Genomic DNA, 17,943 nt, shown 5'->3' with positions numbered 1-17,943 from the left:
CCGAGCATCACTTCTCAACGGGAGAGTCGAACATGTCCACCCCCATTCCCGCGAGCCATATGGCCTTTATCCGTGCCCGTAGCGGGTGCAGCACCGAACTCGGTGCACGCTTGAGCAGTTTGATTGAACCGGGTCGCCAGACCCAGGGTTGCCTGCAATTCTCGTTGCAGCATTCCCAGGTCGACCCCGATGTGTGGCTGGTGTCCGGGTTCTGGAGCAGCGAGCAGGCCATGAGCGCCTACTTCAACTCTGCGGCCCTGATGATCTTCACTGAGCTGCTGAACGACATGGTCGTGCGTAGCATGGACTTCCAGACTTTTACCGACGCATCGGCGGCACAGGCGTACGGCGAGTACCTGCAACTGGCCGGTTAGCGGTTAGAATGGCCGACTTTCCATTGGCCAGGACCTGCAACATGGCACGTAAACAATTTGCCCACCACGAAGCCGTTTCCGCCGTAGTACCGGGCGAAGGTGGCTATAGCGCCGCCGTCGCCGTCAAGGCACTGGATGGCATGGGCGCACCCAGGTTTCACAAGATCCTTGATGGGCAGACGTTCAAGACGGCGTCCGATGCCGATGATGCAGCGACGTTGCAACTTGAGCGTCTGGTCGATGTGGATGCAGAAGGCCAACTGGCCTGGGCCCCCGCCGCACTGTAGGAGCGAGCTTGCTCGCGAAAAACTCAAGAGCACCGCGTTCAGCCTGGTGCCCCGCGTTATCGTTGACGATCTTCGCGAGCAAGCTCGCTCCTACAGGGGCTATTGAGGTCTGTACATTTTGAACAGTGCTTCCGGCCCCAGCTGGAAATAATCCGCCGGGCCACCCCCACGCAAAATCGGCTCGGCGGCAGCGGTGTCGTAGATCCCATCCTTGAGCAACCACTTGGCGATGTGCACCGCAACCACCTCGCCCAGCACCAGCCAGCTCGGCACCAACTGCTGGTCGGCACGTTGCAACTGGATGATCTGCGTCACCTTGCACTCGAACGACACCGGGCTCTCGCCCACCCGTGGTACGCCGACGATTTTCGAAGCCACTGGCGTCAGCCCGGAGAGTTCGAATTCATTCACCTCGGGCGATACCGGCGCGCAGCTCTGGTTCATCTGCTCGGCCAGCGGGCGGGTGGCCAGGTTCCAGACGAATTCTCCAGTCTGTTCGATATTGTTCAGGCTGTCTTTACGCCCGACACTGGAAAACCCAATGATCGGCGGAATGTAGTTGAACGCATTGAAGAAGCTGTAGGGCGCCAGGTTCAGGCGGCCTTCGCGGTCGTGCGAGGAGATCCAGCCAATCGGGCGTGGGCCGACGATGGCATTGAACGGGTCGTGAGGCAGGCCGTGGCCGTTGGCGGGTTCGTAAAAGTGGATATCGTCGGACATGGCCGGGTTCCTGCTACGCGGTTTGAGAGACCGTCATAGTGCAATTCATGGCGGTGAATTTCCACGGTGCCCATGGATTTTTCATACATAGGCCACCTATTTTTCACAGCTTTCCCTTCAGTCTGCGCCCCAAGGTCAATACCCCCTATAAGACTGAGCCTTGGAGCCATTTACTGCATGAACAAACTTCCTCAGATCACCCTGGCGTTCTGGGTCATGAAAATCTGCGCAACCACCTTGGGCGAAACCGCTGGGGACTTGCTGTCGATGACCTTGAACGTTGGCTACGCCATCAGCTCCATGATCCTCATCAGCGTTTTCCTGGTGACCCTGGTGACACAACTCTGGTCGAAAACCTATAACCCGGTGCTGTACTGGATCGTGATTTTGTCTACCAGCACCGCGGGTACCACGATGTCCGACTTCATGGACCGCACGCTGGGGCTGGGCTACGCCACCGGGTCGATGATCCTGATCGTGATCCTGATGATCATCTTTGCGCTGTGGCACCTCAGTGGTGACTCGCTGAACGTGAACAAGGTGCAGACTTTCCGGGGCGAGCTGTTTTACTGGATGGCGATCCTGTTTTCCAACACCCTGGGCACCGCATTGGGCGATTTTCTCGCGGACGATTCGGGGTTGGGCTTCGCCGGTGGCGCATTGCTGATCGGCTCGACCATCGCCGCGGTGGTGGCGCTCAAATACTTCACCCGCATCTCGTCGGTGCTGTTGTTCTGGGTGGCGTTTGTACTGACACGGCCGTTTGGCGCGACCTTGGGGGACTTCCTGACCAAACCCCATGAAAAGGGCGGCCTGGATTTTGGCACCGTCGGTTCATCGGCGGTGTTGGCGGCGGTGCTGGTGGTGATGATTGCGGGCGCGTCGTATGCACAACGGCGTTATGGACGCAATGAGGCCGCAGAGTTGTCCTGAGACTAAATGTGGGAGCGGGCTTGCCCGCGATTGCGGTGGGTCAGTTGATACAACTTTGACTGATCCTCCGCTATCGCGGGCAAGCCCGCTCCCACAGTTTTTAGTCCGTGGTGATCCGAGAGTGTTTACGCGTGTCTTTCATGGTCACGTAAACCATCAGCGACACCGCGATACACGCCGTCACGTACCAGTAATAGCCAGTTTCCATACCGATGCTCTTGAACCACAGCGCGATGTATTCAGCGGTACCGCCGAAGATCGACACGGTCAGGGCATATGGCAGGCCTACGCCCAGCGCACGGATTTCGGTCGGGAACAGCTCGGCCTTCACCACGGCGTTGATCGAGGTGTAGCCGCTGACGATGATCAGCGCTGCCATGATCAGGAAGAACGCACCCCACCAGCTTTGGATGGTGTGCAGGGTGGTGAGGATCGGCACGGTGAACAGGGTGCCAAGCACGCCGAAAGCGATCAGGATCGGGCGGCGGCCGATTTTATCTGACAGCCCGCCGATGATCGGTTGCAGACACATGAACAGAAACAGCGTCGCCGCCGAGATGGTGGTGGAGTCGGAGATGCTCATGCCGACGGTGTTCACCAGGTATTTCTGCATGTAGGTGGTGTAGGTGTAGAACGCCAGGGTGCCGCCCATGGTCAGGCCGACCACGGTCAGCAGTTCCTTGGGGTGGCGCATCAAGGTGCGCATTGCGCTTTCCTTGGCTTTTTCTTTCTTGGTGAACGACTCGGTTTCTTCCATGCCACGACGCAGGTATAGCGCGACCACTGCACACAAGGCACCGATGGCGAACGGGATACGCCAGCCCCAGGCGTACAACTGCTCGGTGGTGAGCACCTGTTGCAGCACAATCAGCACCGCCAGCGCGATGAGCTGGCCGGAGATCAGGGTCACGTACTGGAAGCTGGAGTAGAAACCGCGACGTTCCTTGGTAGCCATCTCACTCAGGTAAGTGGCAGAGGTGCCGTATTCGCCGCCGACCGACAGGCCCTGCAGCAGGCGGGCAAACACCAGCAGGATCGGCGCACCGATACCAATGACTTCATAGCCTGGGCTCAGGGCAATCAGCAACGAGCCGAAGCACATCAGGTAGACCGAGGCCATCAAGGCTTTTTTACGCCCGACCTTGTCGGCGTACAGGCCCATCAGCCAGCCACCGATCGGACGCATCAGGAAGCCCACGGCGAAAATCGCGGCGGTGTTGAGCAGTTGGGCAGTGGTGTCGCCCTTGGGGAAGAAGGCTTTGGCAAAATACAGCGAGAAGGCGGCGTAGACGTACCAGTCGTACCATTCGACCATGTTGCCGACTGATCCGCTGAAAATCGACTTGATGCGGCTGGAGGTGGTGCGCTCCTGCGCTTTAGCGGCCGTCGATCCCAGAGGCACGGTGTTGGAGTTATCCATTGAAGGATCCTTCATCTAGTTGTTTTTATGGAGCGGCGCGTGCGCAGCCTGTTGGGGCTATAGCAGGAGCTGTGCCAGGTAGAGGAAGGCCCGGAATAGAAGGGTTGCGGGATTTTTTTGAGCGGAAAGTCGCTGATGGTTTTGGGGTGATGAGCGGAAATCCGCTTATGGCTGCAGTGATCGTTCCCACGCTCTGCGTGGTAACGCCTGTGGTGACGCTCCGCGTCGCGCCTTTAAAAAGCGACGCAGAGCGTCTTAGGCTGCGTTGCCACGCGGAGCGTGGGAACGATCTGAAGGTCGCTACACAAACATCTCCCTCACCAACCCATGCCGCTGCATCTTCTCATTGAAGGTACGACGCGGCAGTTGCAACTCGGCCAGCACCGCCTTGATATCGCCCTTGTGACGCGTCAACGCGGCCTTCAGGCAGTGTGCCTCGAACGCCTCCTGCTGCGCCGCCAACGACTGCCCGGCTTCGATCCCTTGCGGTTCCGGCTCGTCCAGCCCCAACACCTGGCGCTCGGCGACGTTGGCCAGTTCGCGCACATTGCCCGGCCAGTCATGGCTGAGCAGGCGCCCCAACTGTGGCCCACTCAAGGGTTCGACCTGGCGGCCCAGACGCTCGGCGGCGCTTTGCGCAAAATGCTCGTACAGCAGCGGAATATCTTCGCGACGCTCGCGCAATGGCGGCAGGCGCAGTTGGGCGACGTTGAGCCGATAGGCCAGGTCTTCGCGAAAACGCCCGGCACGGGCCTCTTCCAGCAGGTCGGGCTTGGTGGCGGCGATGATGCGCAGGTCCACATGGATGCTCTGGTTGGAGCCCAGCCGCTCCAGCTTCTGCTCTTGCAATACGCGCAGCAATTTCACTTGCTGGGCCAAGGGCATGCTTTCGATTTCATCCAGGAACAAGGTGCCGCCGTGGGCATATTCCAGCTTGCCGATACGTTTGCCCTGGGCGCCGGTGAAGGCGCCGCTTTCATGCCCGAACAGCTCGGCTTCGAACAACTGCTCGGGGATCGCCGCGCAATTGAGGGCCACGAAGGGCTTCTTGGCGCGTGGGCCGAAGTCATGCAGGCAGCGGGCGACCAGCTCCTTACCGCTGCCGGTCTCGCCACGAATCAGCACATTGACCGGCAAACTCGCCAGGTCCAGCACTTGGCGACGCAAACTTTGCAGGCCCTTGGACACGCCCAGCAGGCTGGATTCCAACTGCACGCGATGATCGGCCTGTTGATGCAGGCGGCGGTTTTCCAGGATCAGCCCGCGCTTGTCCAGCGCCCGGCGCAGGCTGTTGAGCAAGGCGTCGGGGCTGAAGGGTTTTTCCAGGAAGTCGTAGGCCCCGTCGCGCATGGCTTCGACGGCCATTGGCACGTCGCCATGGCCGGTGAGCAAAATCACCGGCAAATCGGCATCGCGGCGCTGCACCTCGGCCAACAGCTCAAGGCCACTGAGCCCCGGCATGCGCACGTCGCTCAGAATCACGCCGGCAAAGTCCTTGGGCAGTTGCGCCAGGCACTCTTCGGCGCGGCTGAACAACTGCACGTCAAACCCCGACAGGCTCAGCCATTGCTCGACGGCCGTGCGAATACTGGCTTCGTCATCGACCACAATCACCGCGTTCAACATAGGTCTGGCGTCTCCAGGGCGATAGGCAGGGTCAAGGTGAAAATCGCGCCATCGCCACGGTTAGCGGCACTCAGGCGTCCGCCCAGTTCATGCACGATAGCGTAGGACACCGCCAGCCCCAAGCCGAGCCCGTCGCCCACTGGCTTGGTGGTGAAAAACGGGTCGAACACACTGCCCAAGTGTTCTTCGGCAATCCCGCCGCCGCTGTCGCAGACGCTCAACTGCCACAGCTGCTGATCGGCGTGCAGACGGACTTCCAGGCGCTTGCGCGGTTTGTCGGCCATGGCGTCGAGGGCGTTGCGTAAAAGGTTGATCAGCACCTGTTCCAGGCGGATCGCGTCGCCACGTACCCAGGCCGGGCGGGTGAGGTCCAGCACCACACCGATGGCTTCGTCCCGCAGGCGCGCGTCGAGCAGGTGCAAGGATTGGTCGACCACCGTCGCCAGGTCCAGCTTTTCGCGCAGGCCACTGGGGCTCTTGCGCGCGAACGTCTTGAGGTGGCCGGTGAGCGCGGCCATGCGCGTGAGCATGTCATCCAATGGTGTGAGTGCCTTGTAGGCATCGTCCACGCGACCATGGTCGAGCAGCAGCCGCAGCGTCGCCAGTTGCATGCGCTGGGCGGTCAGTGGCTGGTTGATTTCATGGGCGAGGGCGGCCGACATCTGCCCCAATGCCGCCAGCTTGGCCGACTGCACGAGGCCATCCTGGGCGGTGCGCAGCGCCTGGGTGCGTTCCTCGACCAATTGCTCCAGTTCTTCACGGCTACGCTGGCGCAAGCGGGCCAGGCGCCAGCGCTGGCTGAGGAACAGCACCAAAAACACCAATGCCAGCCACGAACCCGCAGCGGCAAGGCCCGCGTTACGTTGGTCTTCAAAGGCAAACTGGGGTTTGCGCAACAGGTGCAGAGTCCAGCCTTCGCGCTTGAGCGGCAGCGACTCCCAGATGTAATTGGCGTTGCCGTCGGGGCCGTTGACGCGGATCAAGTGGCTGTTTTCGTCAAAGCGTTGCAGGGGCTGGGTGTCCAGTGGCTGCAGTTGCTTCTTGTCGTATTGCCGAGTGGCCTTGAGTTCGGCCAGGTCATTTTCGGACAACGGCCGCAGGTTGCGATAACGCCAGCCCGGCTGGTTGGCGATAAACACGATGCCTCGCGCATCGCTGACCAACAGCAGGTCGTTGCCCTGGGCCCATTCGCGTTCCAGCTCGGGGAACTCCAGCTTGACCACCATGGCGCCGAGGAACTGCTCGTGCTCATCCACGACCGCGCTGGAAAGAAAATAACCCGGAATACCGGTGGTAACGCCCACCGCATAAAAGCGCCCGGTGCCCTGGCTCAGGGTCTGGCTGAAATACGGCCTGAATGCGTAATTGTGGCCGACATAACTGCTGGGCAGGTTCCAGTTGCTGGCGGCCACGGCCAGACCGGTGCGGTCCATCAGCTCCAGGGTCGAAGACTGCGCAGCGCCGTTGATACGCTCCAGCTTGCGGTTGAGCCGGTCTTGCGTGGCGGCGTCCAGCGGGCCCTTCAAGGCGCTGATCATCTCCGAATCCAACGCCAGTACGGCGGGCAGGGCACGGTAGCGTTCGATCAGGGTGTGCAGCGAGTTGGCATACAGCGCGAGCTGCTGATTGGCGCGGGCTGCGTCGTCCACCAGGGCCTGGCGTTCGGCATGGCGCGTGGCCAAGGCGGCGGCCAGCACCGCACCGGCGATGATCAACAGGGAATAGAAGGTCAGGCGCAGGGGGCGAGGGATCACGATCATACGATGATGAACAGGCACGGTAAGGGGCGAGCACCATAGCATGGGCGGCACATATCTTGTGGCCAAGGCGCTTGTGTGGGAGCTGGCTTGCCTGCGATGACGGCCTGCCAGCCGACGGCTATCTACCTGACACCCCACGATCGCAATGTGGGAGCGGGCTTGCTCGCGAAGGCGGCTTGGCAGTCAACGCAGTTGGATTGTGTACATATCCATTGCTGCGGTAACGGCCGCTTAGGGTTCCGCCTGACGGCGGGTCACTTTGGAAAAGAGCCCCAAAGTAACCAAAGGGCTCTTGCCCCACCACTCGGCACCTCGCCTAGGCTCGGTGTGCCCGTAATCCGCCAGTGATTTGGGGGGCCGCCGCCACGCGCCATCCATGGCGCGGGGCGGCTAAACCGGCATCCCTGCCGGTTTACCCCCCAAATCCCTGTCGAATTCCGGCCAGCGTGGTTTAACGGGGCGCCTGAGATCAAGATCAAAAGCAGAGCAAGAGCAAGAGCAAGAGCAAGAGCAAGAGCAAGAGCAAGAGCAAGATCAGGAGCAGCCCCTTGCTCCAGGCATAAAAAAGGCGACTGGGCCATGGGGCCGCAGTCGCCTTTATGCTTGTGGAGAAAGTGCTTACTGCACTTCTACCGCCAGGCTGTCACTGATCTTTTTCTGCCAGATGGCAGGGCCGGTGATGTGGACGGACTCGCCTTTGCTGTCCACTGCAACGGTGACCGGCATGTCTTTGACGTCGAACTCGTAGATGGCTTCCATGCCCAGTTCGGCGAAGGCAACCACGCGCGACTTCTTGATGGCTTGGGCAACCAGGTAAGCGGCGCCGCCCACGGCCATCAGGTACACAGCCTTGTGGTCCTTGATCGCTTCGATGGCGGTCGGGCCGCGCTCGGATTTGCCGATCATGCCCAGCAAGCCGGTTTGCTCGAGGATCTGGCGGGTGAATTTGTCCATCCGCGTCGCGGTGGTCGGGCCCGCTGGGCCAACTACTTCTTCGCGCACCGGATCAACCGGGCCGACGTAGTAGATAAAGCGGCCCTTGAGGTCCACCGGCAAGGTTTCGCCCTTGTTCAGCATCTCGACCATGCGCTTGTGCGCCGCGTCGCGACCGGTGAGCATCTTGCCATTGAGCAGTACGGTTTCGCCCGGCTTCCAGCTCTGCACTTCTTCCGGGGTCAGGGTGTCGAGGTTGACGCGGCGGGCCGATGGGCCGGCTTCCCAGACGATTTCCGGGTAGGCGTCCAACGGTGGCGCTTCCAGCGACGCCGGGCCCGAGCCGTCGAGCACGAAGTGCGCGTGACGGGTGGCGGCGCAGTTGGGGATCATGCACACCGGCAGGGAAGCGGCGTGGGTCGGGTAGTCCATGATCTTCACGTCGAGCACGGTGGTCAGGCCACCCAGGCCCTGGGCGCCGATGCCCAGTTGGTTGACCTTCTCGAACAGCTCCAGGCGCATTTCTTCGATACGGTTCTGCGGGCCGCGCTTTTTCAGCTCGTGGATGTCGATGGACTCCATCAACACTTCCTTGGCCATTACCGCGGCTTTCTCGGCGGTGCCGCCGATGCCGATGCCGAGCATGCCCGGTGGGCACCAGCCGGCACCCATGGTCGGAACGGTCTTGAGCACCCAGTCGACGATCGAGTCGGACGGGTTGAGCATGGCCATTTTCGACTTGTTTTCGGAACCGCCACCCTTGGCCGCCACGTCCACTTCCACGGTGTTACCCGGGACGATGGAGTAGTGGATGACCGCTGGGGTGTTGTCCTTGGTGTTCTTGCGGGCACCGGCCGGGTCGGCGAGGATCGAGGCGCGCAGGACGTTTTCCGGCAGGTTGTAGGCGCGACGCACGCCTTCGTTGATCATGTCGTCCAGGCCCATGGTGGCGCCGTCCCAACGCACGTCCATACCCACGCGCACGAACACGGTGACAATACCGGTGTCCTGGCAGATCGGGCGATGGCCGGTGGCACACATGCGCGAGTTGATCAGGATCTGGGCGATGGAGTCACGGGCCGCCGGCGATTCTTCACGCAGGTAGGCTTCGTGCATGGCCTGGATGAAGTCAACGGGGTGGTAGTAGGAAATGAATTGCAGGGCGTCGGCAACGCTCTGAATCAGGTCGTCTTGCTTGATCACGGTCATGAGTCGCGCTCCTCTATAAGGGAACATTCAATAAAGATGGCGTCAGTGTTGCATCGGTCGGCTGAAGCCATCTTTCCAAGGCACGCCAGAATGGTGCAGGCGCGACGCTAAAAAGGCGCGGCAGTATAACCCGGCACGGTGGCCGATACACCCGACTATGGTCACGAATGCCCGGCCCGGTTATCTGTAGGAGCGAGCTTGCTTGCGAAAAGCGTGAATCTGGTGGGTTTCATCTGGTTGTCCGCGTTATCGTTAGCGATCTTCGCGAGCAAGCTCGCTCCTACCTAGAGAGGTAACGGCGTTATGCCTGAACTGTACGTCGGCGAACGCCACTGGTCGGTCACCTCCGGCAGCAACCTGCTGGATGCCTTGAATCAGGCCGGCGTGGCCGTGCCCTTCAGTTGCCGGGCCGGCAGTTGCCATGCGTGCCTGGTGCGTTGCGAGGGTGAGGTTGACGACCAGCAGCCCGAAGCCCTGAGCCTGGCGCAGCGCCAGCAAGGCTGGCGCCTGGCGTGCCAGTGCCGGGTCAGTGCGGATCTGAAGGTCGAGGCGTTTGACCCCCAGCGCGATGGCCTGCCCGCCCAGGTGGTGGGCGCCGATTGGCTGAGTTCGACGGTACTGCGCCTGCGCCTGCAACCGGAACGTGCCCTGCGGTACAGCGCCGGGCAGCATCTGGTGCTGTGGGCGGGGCAGGTGGCGCGGCCGTATTCGCTGGCGAGTTTGCCCCAGGAAGACCCGTACCTGGAGTTTCATCTGGATTGTCGCTTGCCGGGCGAATTCAGCGATGCGGCTCGGCAACTGAACGTCGGCGATCGTTTGCGCCTTGGCGAGTTGCGTGGCGGTGCGCTGCAATACGATCCGGACTGGCAGTCGCGCCCCCTATGGCTGCTTGCATCCGGCACTGGCTTGGGGCCGTTGTGGGGTGTGCTGCGCGAGGCGTTGCGCCAGGATCACCAGGGCGCTATCCGCGTGATTCACCTGGCCCATGAGGCCGAGGCTCATTATCTGGCTGAGCCCCTGGCAGCCCTTGCCGCGCAGCATGGGAACCTGACCGTGGAGCTATGGACCGCGGCGCAGTTGCAGCCGGCATTGGCGCAACTGCGGCTTGTTTCCCGCAAAACCCTGGCCTTGCTCTGCGGGCACCCGACCAGCGTCGAGGCTTTTTCCAAGCGCTTGTTCCTGGCGGGACTGCCGCGTAATCAACTGCTGGCGGATGTGTTCCTGCCCCGCCCTTTCACTTTATGAACAGCCTGCTCAAGTCGGTATCGGAGTTTATCGCCCGACGCTGATGACGCCATCGCAGGCAAGCCAGCTCCCACAGTTGTCCGTGTCTGGTCAGACAACTCGGTCTATTGTGGGAGCTGGCTTGCCTGCGATGAGGCCCTTAAATTCAACATATTGACCTGCATTGAAATGCAAAAAGCCCCGCCATTCACATGGCGGGGCTTTTGTTTTTCAGCCTGTCACTCAGACCTGCGGGTCGCCCACATGCAGGATCTTCATGCCATTGGTGCCACCGGTGGTGTGGTAGCTGTCGCCCTTGGTCAGGATGACCCAGTCGCCTTTTTCCACAACGCCGCGTTTAACCAGCTCGTCGATCGCCTTCTGGCTGACTTCGTTCGGTGCCAGCGACGCCGGGTCGAACGGGATGGTGTACACGCCACGGAACATGGCCGCGCGGGCCTGGGCTTCGCGGTGTGGGGTGAACGCGTAGATCGGCACCGATGAGCGGATGCGCGACATGATCAACGGCGTGTAGCCACTTTCGGTCAAGGCGATGATGGCCTTGACGCCCGGGAAGTGGTTGGCGGTGTACATGGCGGCCAGGGCGATGCTCTGGTCGCAGCTTTCGAAGACCTTGCCGATGCGGTGGCTGGAGGTCTTGCTGGTCGGGTGCTTTTCGGCACCGACGCAGATACGCGCCATGGCCTGCACGGCCTCCAGCGGGTACGGGCCGGCAGCACTTTCAGCCGAGAGCATCACGGCGTCGGTGTAGTCGAGCACGGCGTTGGCCACGTCGGACACTTCGGCACGGGTCGGCATCGGGTTCTGAATCATCGACTCCATCATCTGGGTCGCAACGATCACCGCTTTGTTGTGACGGCGTGCGTGCAGGATGATCTTCTTCTGGATACCGATCAGCTCGGCGTCACCGATTTCCACGCCCAGGTCGCCACGGGCAACCATCACGGCATCGGAAGCCTTGATCAGGCCGTCGAGGGTTTCGTCGTCGGCCACGGCTTCAGCGCGTTCGATCTTCGCTACCAACCAGGCGGTACCGCCGGCTTCGTCGCGCAGTTTACGGGCGTATTCCATGTCGGCGGCGTCGCGTGGGAAGGACACGGCGAGGTAGTCCACTTCCATTTCGGCGGCGAGCTTGATGTCGGCCTTGTCTTTTTCAGTCAGGGCCGGCGCCGTCAGGCCACCACCGCGACGGTTGATGCCTTTGTGGTCGGACAGCGGGCCGCCGATGATCACGGTGCAGTTCAGTTCGGTTGGCGTGGCAGTGTCGACGCGCATCACCACACGGCCGTCGTCCAGCAGCAGTTCGTCACCAACGCCGCAGTCCTTGACCAGGTCCGGGTAATCGATGCCCACCACGTCCTGGGTGCCTTCGGTCAGCGGGTGGCTGGTGGAGAAGGTGAATTTGTCACCGATCTTCAGCTCGATCCGCTTGTTGGTGAATTTGGCGATACGGATTTTCGGGCCTTGCAGGTCGCCCAAGAGTGCAACGAAGCGGCCATGCTTGGCGGCGAGGTCACGCACCAGCTTGGCGCGAGCCTTGTGCTCGTCCGGGGTGCCGTGGGAGAAGTTCAGACGGGCGACGTCCAAACCAGCCAGAATCAGCTGTTCGAGGACTTCCGGCGAGTTACTGGCCGGGCCAAGGGTGGCGACGATTTTGGTACGACGGACGGACATGCACGGACTCCTGAGTTCAAGCGCTGGGGAAGGCTACTATGCTCTTTCGTTGTAGTCATTGTTCGTTTGCACTACTTATCGACGATTGGCTTGTTTTGGCTGCGGTTGAATGGGCAAACGCCTTGAAGATTTTCGACCAGGGGTCGATACACTGCACAAGACAGGAGAACCCCATGCGAATTTTGCTCGTTGCTGCCCTGGCCGTCAGTGTTGTCGGCTGTACCCGCTGGTCGATGGACCACCATTTGAACAACGCTTACCGCGCCTATGGGGTCGGTGATTGCCAGCGTGTCACCCTGGAGTTGTCCCAGGTCGATCGCGAGAGCCGTACCCGCCGCTACGTGCAACCGGAGGTTTCGATGTTGCGCGGGCAGTGCCTGGAACGCCAGAAACTGTTTGTCGATGCCGCACAGACCTATCAGTTCATCATCGGCCACTACCCGTCGAGCGAGTACGCCTATCGAGCCCGCGCGCGGCTCGATACCTTGCAACAATTGGGGCATCTGCCGGCTGCAGGCCTGGCAAAACCACGGCCTGCGTCGCTGTAAGGGTATTTATCGCTTCAGAGCTGGCCGGTCGCCAGTCTTGCGCTATTCTTTGAATGTCTGTTTGTGCAGTTTCCCATTCGAACGGATGCAAGGCCCGGATTCGGCAGCTGTTTGGTGGCAAGCGGTACGTGTTGTCACACCGAGATCCAGGGAGAGCGAGCGATTGCTTGTTCCGAATCACTGGCACGGCCAGATTTTTGGCTATTGGATGGCGACTTCACCATGTTTACCGAACGACGGATCGAACGGCATCAACTGCCGTATTTTTTGCAGGTGTTCAATCGTATTACTGACAAGCCTATCGGCTTTCTTGGAAATGTGTCTGAAAACGGTCTGATGCTGATCAGCTCGTTACCCATGATGACCGAGGTGGATTTCGAGCTGCGCTTGAAAGTGCCGGTGGCGCAAGGCGAGTTCAAGGCGATTGATCTCACGGCAACCTGCTTGTGGAGCCACGAAGATGTCACCCCGCAGCATTACGACTCGGGGTTCAGCTTGCTTGAGGCACCCGAAGAGTACCGGCATCTGATCAACGCGCTGTTGCAGTACTTCAGCTTTTATCCTTTGCAGGCCTCTGTCTGAATTATGCGTGGGGTCGTGGCTGTTTCCTGGCCATGGCCCTGCGCAGTCATCCTCAGAATACTCCGGCCTTTTTCCATTCCAGATAGCGCGTGACCAGCCCGGCACCCAGCGCCGATGGCAAGGTATCCAGCACCGAGAGCCCATGGGCACTCAAGCGATCATGGCGTTGGTTGCGGGTATTGAGGTAATCGACCGTGCCGCAGTAAGCCAGCGCTTCGGGCAATGTTTGCACAGGGGCCTGGCGTAGTTGGTCGAGGACCTCCTCCCGTAGACTGGCCACCAGTACCCGGTGATGCCGGCCGATACGCTGGACGGCGGCCATCAAGGCTTCATCCTCCTCATCCCGCAGGTTGGTGACGATGATCACCAGCGCCCGGCGTTTTTGCCGTGCCAGCAATTGGCTGGCGGCAGCCTGGTAGTCAGCGGTTTTTCGCGTGGTCTGCAGGTCGTAGACCGCATTCAGCAACAGGTTCAATTGGCCACTACCCTTGATCGGCTTCAGGTAGCGCGGCTGGTCGCTGGCGAACGTGCACAGCCCTACGGCATCGCCCTGGCGCAAGGCGACGTAGCTCAGCAGCAGGCAGGCATTGAGGGCGTGGTCGAAATGGGACAGCTCATCATCCTGGCTGCGCATGTGCTGGCCGCAATCGAGCATGAACACGATTTGCTGGTCGCGCTCATCCTGGTATTCCCGGGCAATGGGCGTTCGTTGGCGGGCGGTGGCTTTCCAGTCGATCTGACGCAGGCTGTCGCCTTCACGAAACTCGCGCAGTTGGTGAAACTCCAGGCCCAATCCTCGCCGCTGATGTTGGCGCACGCCCAGTTGGCTCAGCCAGTTATCCACACCCCGTAACTGCGCATCGTATAAACGTGCGAAATCCGGGTAAACGCGGGTGGCATCGTGGGTGTCGACCCAGCGTCGTGCCGACCACAGCCCCAATGGGCTGGGCAGCAGCAGCTCGCAGCGACTGAAATGGAAGTGCCCGCGCCGCAAGGGGCGCACGCGATAGCCCAGCTCAGCACGTTCACCGGGGCGTAGTTGAATGGATTGGGGCAGGTTCTCCACAGCCAGGCCATCGGGCACGTGATCGAACACCTGCACGGTCAGTGGTTGCGGGTAGTCGTGCTCCAGGCCCAGGCGTATTTCTTCCCAGCGCCCCAGCGCCAGGCTACCGGGCAATGCCCTGTACACGCGGGCCGAAGGGCGACGACGCAAGCGTGCAGCATCCAGCATCGCCAGCAGCAACAGGGCCAGCAGCAGGCCCCAGGCTACCGAGTGCAAGGTGGCGGGCACTTTGAACTGCAACGCTGCCGAGGCGCCCAGCAAGATGTTCAAGCCAAGCAGAACGCCCAGCCAGGTCAGCAGCAGACGAGTCGGTTTCATGGCCGCGTCATTGCCTTGGTGCTGCAATCTGGTCGAGTAACTGCTGGAGCACCTGGTCGACTTCAAGGCCGTCGATGTCCAGTTCTGGTGCGATGCGTACCCGGTGACGCAGTACCGCCAGGGCGCAGCCCTTGATGTCATCGGGGGTGACGAATTCGCCACCGCGCAACAGCGCACGGGCACGTGCCCCGCGTACCAGAGCAATGGAGGCCCTGGGGCCGGCACCGATGGCCAACCCCGGCCAACTGCGCGTGGCACGGGCCAGGCGCACGGCGTAGTCGAGCACCTGCTCATCCAACGGCAGGTCACTGGCAATTTGCTGCATCCTTACTACGTCCTCGGCTTGCAGCACCGTACGCAACGGCTGTACCTCCAGCATGTCGGCCTTGGACGAGCGCGTCACTTCGCGGACCATATCCAGCTCTTGTAGAGCATCTGGGTAGTCCATTCGCACCTTGAGCATGAACCGGTCCAGCTCGGCCTCGGGCAGTGGGTAGGTGCCTTCCTGCTCGATGGGGTTCTGGGTCGCCAGTACCATGAAGGGTTGGCCGATGGGTAATGCCTCACCCTCAAGGGTCACTTGGCGTTCCTGCATGGCTTCAAGAAGCGCTGCCTGGGTTTTGGCCGGTGCACGGTTGATCTCGTCGGCCAGCAGCAGGTGGGTGAATAACGGCCCCTTGCGCAGTATGAACTGTTCGGTCTGTAAGTCGTACACGGCGTGGCCGGTGACATCGCTGGGCATCAGGTCCGGGGTGAACTGGATACGCGCGAAATCACCGCCAAAGCAGCGGGCCAGGGCGCGTACCAGCAAGGTCTTGCCCAAGCCAGGCACGCCTTCCAGCAGTACATGGCCGCCTGCGATCAAGGCCGTCAGCACGTCGTCAATCACAAGGTCCTGGCCAATCACGGCCTTGCGCAATTCCACGCGCAGCGCCTGGGCATGCTGGCTGGCATGCTGAAGGTTCTCGGCGGTCAGGGCGGTGGCCAGTGGAGAGTCGCTCACGATTTCTGGTGCCCTGCTAACGGTTAAATTTGTTTTATCTTCCATAAATCAGTTACTTACCTAATTTAACGTTTTTCACGTGTTTTCACGTGTGGACCGAGTGAGTGAAGGCCAGCATGCACAATTGCAATCCTAAGAACCTTCTCATTTTGAGCTCGTCTGGAGTGGAGGTTAGGCTAGAGCAACCAGTAACGTTTCAGGTAGTGCATCCCAAGGCAGGTTGGTGACTTTGTTAGGAGAGTGTTGTAGAGGACGGGGTCTCGTCTGAAGGCCAGAATAGCCCTTTTCTGGAGAATCGAGCATATGCAACCTTGATGAGAAATGCCTATAACTGTAGTGGTCTAATGAAACCGGACACCCATTTTGACGAGAATGCTCGCCAGATCGAGGTGTCAGCTGACCAAACAACGCCGCTCCTTTACTCCTGAATTCAAGCGCGAGGCTGCCGATCTTGTGCTCAAGCAAAACTACAGCTACACCGAAGCCAGCCGTTCACTCGGCATTGGTGAGTCGGCATTGCGTCGCTGGGTTGACCAGATTCAGAAAGAACATAAAGGCGTCACCCCGCAGAGCAAAGCACTGACTCCGGAACAGCAAAAAATTCAGGAGCTGGAAGCCCGGATTGCTCGGCTTGAGCGAGAGAAATCAATACTAAAAAAGGCTACCGCGCTCTTGATGTCGGAAGATCACGAGCGTTCGCGCTGATTGCCCAGTTGAGCACCCATGAGCCGGTTGATTGGCTGTGCAAGGTGTTTGACGTCACTCGCTCGTGTTACTACGCCCAGCGCCTGCAGCGCCGCACGCCCGATGTTGAACGGCTTCGATTGCGTAGTCGCGTCAGTGCGCTGTTCTCGAAAAGTCGTAGCGCTGCGGGCATTCGCAGCATCCTGTCGCTGATGCGTGAAGACGGTGAGCAGGTCGGTCGATTCAAATTGCGCAGCTTGATGCGCGAGCTTGATTTAGTCAGCAAACAACCCTGCTCCCATGCCTACAAACTAGCAACAGTAGAAAGACTGGATATCCCGAACACATTGAACCGCGAGTTCGACGTGCCAGCGCCCAATCAAGTCTGGTGCGGCGATACCACCTACATTTGGGCGCAAGGAAAGTGGCATTACCTGGCTGTCGTCCTGGATCTTTGTACGCGTCGGATCGTGGGCTGGGCGCTGTCGGAAAAGCCAGACGCTGAGCTGGTGATCTAAGCGCTGGATATGGCTTACGAGCAGCGTGGCAGGCCTTCGGACCTGCTATTCCACTCGGACCAGGGATCGCAATATGCAAGCCGACTCTTTCGCCAGCGGTTGTGGCGATACCGCATGCGCCAGAGCATGAGTCGACGAGGAAACTGCTGGGATAACGCACCGATGGAGCGCGTATTTCGCAGCTTGAAAACAGAATGGATACCGACCGTGGGTTATCGAACTGCGCAGGAAGCATAGCGCGATATCAGCCATTTTTGATGCATTGCTACAACTGGATTAGGCCTCATCAATTCAACGATGGGTTGGCTCCAGCGCGAGCCGAGGAAAAACTTAACGTCGTGTCTGGGATTAGTTGACCATTACAATTTGGAATAGGAACGGCGTTATGACTGCATGAAAGACCCGCTTAAAAGGCTGGAAATGGGGCCCACTTAATTAGGTGGACACCAAGGCCTTCGGCGGTTGCGTCAGGAAGGTGTGTTGGCCGGACAGATACATAAGAGCTTCGTTGGCGCATGGAAATCCTAGCGATAAGGGCAATCGCGTCCGCTTATGAATACGCGGACACCATCGCCCTTAATGCTGGAGTTCGGTAGGTGTGTTCGCCGCCCGCTTATTGCTCACCAGCGGAAAGCATCATCGATGCGTAGGTGTGAAGAGTTTGATAAGAGCGGCGATATCTGACGCCGGCGCTTTTTAGAGCTGGTAGGCGCAGTGCGGCTTCGCCGCACCAAATACCGCGACCACGCGTGCCCGTGCAGTGTCAGTGCCGGCCCGCATGTCCATGGGCTGGGTGGCGATCCAGATGGAGTCGATACGAATCACGTTGGCGTTGATGCCGTGATTGACGGCTACGCTGGAAATCGTCGCTTCAGGTTGCAGGCATTCCTGGACGACCTGGGGTTTGAACGATTTGGGGTAAGAGCTACGTTGGCCCATGGAAATCCTGGCGATAAGAGTAATCGCGTCCGCTTAAAATACGCGGACACCATCATCCTAAATACTGGAGTTCGGTAGGTGTGTTCGCCATCTGCTTACCATGG

15 protein-coding genes and 2 pseudogenes are annotated in these 17,943 nt (G+C 60.2%); 7 read left to right on the top strand and 10 right to left on the bottom strand.

Annotated elements, in window-relative coordinates:
- Nucleotides 1-32: 32 nt before the first annotated feature.
- Nucleotides 33-374, top strand: coding sequence for a putative quinol monooxygenase (locus V8689_RS22995; RefSeq protein ID WP_056789190.1), 342 nt, complete (start codon nt 33-35; stop codon nt 372-374).
- A gap of 41 nt (nt 375-415) precedes the next feature.
- A complete protein-coding gene (locus V8689_RS22990; protein ID WP_056789193.1) occupies nt 416-661 on the top strand; it encodes a hypothetical protein in 246 nt (81 codons plus the stop codon).
- 99 nt (nt 662-760) lie between these two features.
- Here V8689_RS22990 and V8689_RS22985 read toward each other — a convergent pair whose 3' ends face one another.
- Complete coding sequence (locus tag V8689_RS22985) at nt 761-1,381, bottom strand: flavin reductase family protein (protein WP_032895466.1); 621 nt, start codon at nt 1,379-1,381, stop codon at nt 761-763.
- Nucleotides 1,382-1,558: 177 nt separating this feature from the next.
- Between V8689_RS22985 and V8689_RS22980 the strand changes: the two genes are divergently transcribed.
- Entirely contained in the window at nt 1,559-2,314 is a 756-nt protein-coding gene (locus V8689_RS22980; RefSeq protein WP_056789199.1) for a COG4705 family protein, read from the top strand.
- 100 nt (nt 2,315-2,414) lie between these two features.
- Here V8689_RS22980 and V8689_RS22975 read toward each other — a convergent pair whose 3' ends face one another.
- The 4 genes from V8689_RS22975 to V8689_RS22960 form a co-directional block, all read right to left on the bottom strand.
- Entirely contained in the window at nt 2,415-3,734 is a 1,320-nt protein-coding gene (locus V8689_RS22975; RefSeq protein ID WP_032895468.1) for an MFS transporter, read from the bottom strand.
- Nucleotides 3,735-4,034: 300 nt separating this feature from the next.
- Complete coding sequence (locus tag V8689_RS22970; protein WP_056789201.1) at nt 4,035-5,360, bottom strand: sigma-54-dependent transcriptional regulator; 1,326 nt, start codon at nt 5,358-5,360, stop codon at nt 4,035-4,037.
- Complete coding sequence (locus V8689_RS22965) at nt 5,354-7,120, bottom strand: ATP-binding protein (protein ID WP_056789203.1); 1,767 nt, start codon at nt 7,118-7,120, stop codon at nt 5,354-5,356. The genes V8689_RS22970 and V8689_RS22965 overlap by 7 nt, the downstream gene beginning before the upstream one ends.
- A gap of 618 nt (nt 7,121-7,738) precedes the next feature.
- A complete protein-coding gene (locus V8689_RS22960; RefSeq protein WP_003193907.1) occupies nt 7,739-9,262 on the bottom strand; it encodes a fumarate hydratase in 1,524 nt (507 codons plus the stop codon).
- 303 nt (nt 9,263-9,565) lie between these two features.
- Here V8689_RS22960 and V8689_RS22955 point away from each other — a divergent pair, with 303 nt between their 5' ends.
- Nucleotides 9,566-10,507: an iron-sulfur-binding ferredoxin reductase gene (locus V8689_RS22955; protein WP_056789205.1), complete on the top strand. Its 942-nt coding sequence runs from the start codon at nt 9,566-9,568 to the stop codon at nt 10,505-10,507.
- A 222-nt stretch (nt 10,508-10,729) separates the two neighbouring features.
- Here the strand turns inward: V8689_RS22955 and pyk are convergent, their stop codons facing one another.
- Entirely contained in the window at nt 10,730-12,181 is a 1,452-nt protein-coding gene (gene pyk, locus V8689_RS22950; RefSeq protein WP_003193904.1) for a pyruvate kinase, read from the bottom strand.
- A 173-nt stretch (nt 12,182-12,354) separates the two neighbouring features.
- Between pyk and V8689_RS22945 the strand changes: the two genes are divergently transcribed.
- Together V8689_RS22945 and V8689_RS22940 are read left to right on the top strand one after the other, a co-directional pair.
- Complete coding sequence (locus V8689_RS22945; RefSeq protein ID WP_003193903.1) at nt 12,355-12,729, top strand: tetratricopeptide repeat protein; 375 nt, start codon at nt 12,355-12,357, stop codon at nt 12,727-12,729.
- A 222-nt stretch (nt 12,730-12,951) separates the two neighbouring features.
- Nucleotides 12,952-13,311: a PilZ domain-containing protein gene (locus V8689_RS22940; RefSeq protein WP_056789208.1), complete on the top strand. Its 360-nt coding sequence runs from the start codon at nt 12,952-12,954 to the stop codon at nt 13,309-13,311.
- Nucleotides 13,312-13,363: 52 nt separating this feature from the next.
- Here the strand turns inward: V8689_RS22940 and V8689_RS22935 are convergent, their stop codons facing one another.
- Together V8689_RS22935 and V8689_RS22930 are read right to left on the bottom strand one after the other, a co-directional pair.
- Nucleotides 13,364-14,695, bottom strand: coding sequence for a DUF58 domain-containing protein (locus V8689_RS22935; RefSeq protein ID WP_056789212.1), 1,332 nt, complete (start codon nt 14,693-14,695; stop codon nt 13,364-13,366).
- Between the two features lie 7 nt (nt 14,696-14,702).
- Nucleotides 14,703-15,698, bottom strand: coding sequence for an AAA family ATPase (locus tag V8689_RS22930; RefSeq protein ID WP_056789215.1), 996 nt, complete (start codon nt 15,696-15,698; stop codon nt 14,703-14,705).
- Between the two features lie 396 nt (nt 15,699-16,094).
- Between V8689_RS22930 and V8689_RS22925 the strand changes: the two are divergent.
- A pseudogene (locus tag V8689_RS22925) lies at nt 16,095-17,256 on the top strand (IS3 family transposase).
- A 263-nt stretch (nt 17,257-17,519) separates the two neighbouring features.
- Here V8689_RS22925 and V8689_RS22920 read toward each other — a convergent pair.
- Together V8689_RS22920 and V8689_RS22915 are read right to left on the bottom strand one after the other, a co-directional pair.
- Nucleotides 17,520-17,606, bottom strand: a pseudogene (locus V8689_RS22920) (site-specific integrase); the annotation flags it as partial.
- Nucleotides 17,597-17,839 (bottom strand): transposase, encoded by a 243-nt coding sequence (locus V8689_RS22915; RefSeq protein WP_056791085.1) that lies wholly within the window; start codon nt 17,837-17,839, stop codon nt 17,597-17,599. The gene V8689_RS22915 and the pseudogene V8689_RS22920, both read right to left, overlap by 10 nt.
- Between the last annotated feature and the right edge of the window lie 104 nt (nt 17,840-17,943).

It is taken from the genome of Pseudomonas sp. AK181 (assembly GCF_051122975.1).
GTDB lineage: Bacteria > Pseudomonadota > Gammaproteobacteria > Pseudomonadales > Pseudomonadaceae > Aquipseudomonas > Aquipseudomonas lactis.
Note: the sequence above shows the minus strand (reverse complement) of the source record. Positions and strands in the feature narration are given on the sequence as shown.

Bases quoted from the DNA above. Each gene is read 5' to 3' on its own strand.
- V8689_RS22995 (WP_056789190.1), top strand. From the start codon at position 33: ATGTCCACCCCCATTCCCGCGAGCCATATGGCCTTTATCCGTGCCCGT.
- V8689_RS22990 (WP_056789193.1), top strand. From the start codon at position 416: ATGGCACGTAAACAATTTGCCCACCACGAAGCCGTTTCCGCCGTAGTA.
- V8689_RS22985 (WP_032895466.1), bottom strand. From the start codon at position 1,381: ATGTCCGACGATATCCACTTTTACGAACCCGCCAACGGCCACGGCCTG.
- V8689_RS22980 (WP_056789199.1), top strand. From the start codon at position 1,559: ATGAACAAACTTCCTCAGATCACCCTGGCGTTCTGGGTCATGAAAATC.
- V8689_RS22975 (WP_032895468.1), bottom strand. From the start codon at position 3,734: ATGGATAACTCCAACACCGTGCCTCTGGGATCGACGGCCGCTAAAGCG.
- V8689_RS22970 (WP_056789201.1), bottom strand. From the start codon at position 5,360: ATGTTGAACGCGGTGATTGTGGTCGATGACGAAGCCAGTATTCGCACG.
- V8689_RS22965 (WP_056789203.1), bottom strand. From the start codon at position 7,120: ATGATCGTGATCCCTCGCCCCCTGCGCCTGACCTTCTATTCCCTGTTG.
- V8689_RS22960 (WP_003193907.1), bottom strand. From the start codon at position 9,262: ATGACCGTGATCAAGCAAGACGACCTGATTCAGAGCGTTGCCGACGCC.
- V8689_RS22955 (WP_056789205.1), top strand. From the start codon at position 9,566: ATGCCTGAACTGTACGTCGGCGAACGCCACTGGTCGGTCACCTCCGGC.
- pyk (WP_003193904.1), bottom strand. From the start codon at position 12,181: ATGTCCGTCCGTCGTACCAAAATCGTCGCCACCCTTGGCCCGGCCAGT.
- V8689_RS22945 (WP_003193903.1), top strand. From the start codon at position 12,355: ATGCGAATTTTGCTCGTTGCTGCCCTGGCCGTCAGTGTTGTCGGCTGT.
- V8689_RS22940 (WP_056789208.1), top strand. From the start codon at position 12,952: ATGTTTACCGAACGACGGATCGAACGGCATCAACTGCCGTATTTTTTG.
- V8689_RS22935 (WP_056789212.1), bottom strand. From the start codon at position 14,695: ATGAAACCGACTCGTCTGCTGCTGACCTGGCTGGGCGTTCTGCTTGGC.
- V8689_RS22915 (WP_056791085.1), bottom strand. From the start codon at position 17,839: ATGGGCCAACGTAGCTCTTACCCCAAATCGTTCAAACCCCAGGTCGTC.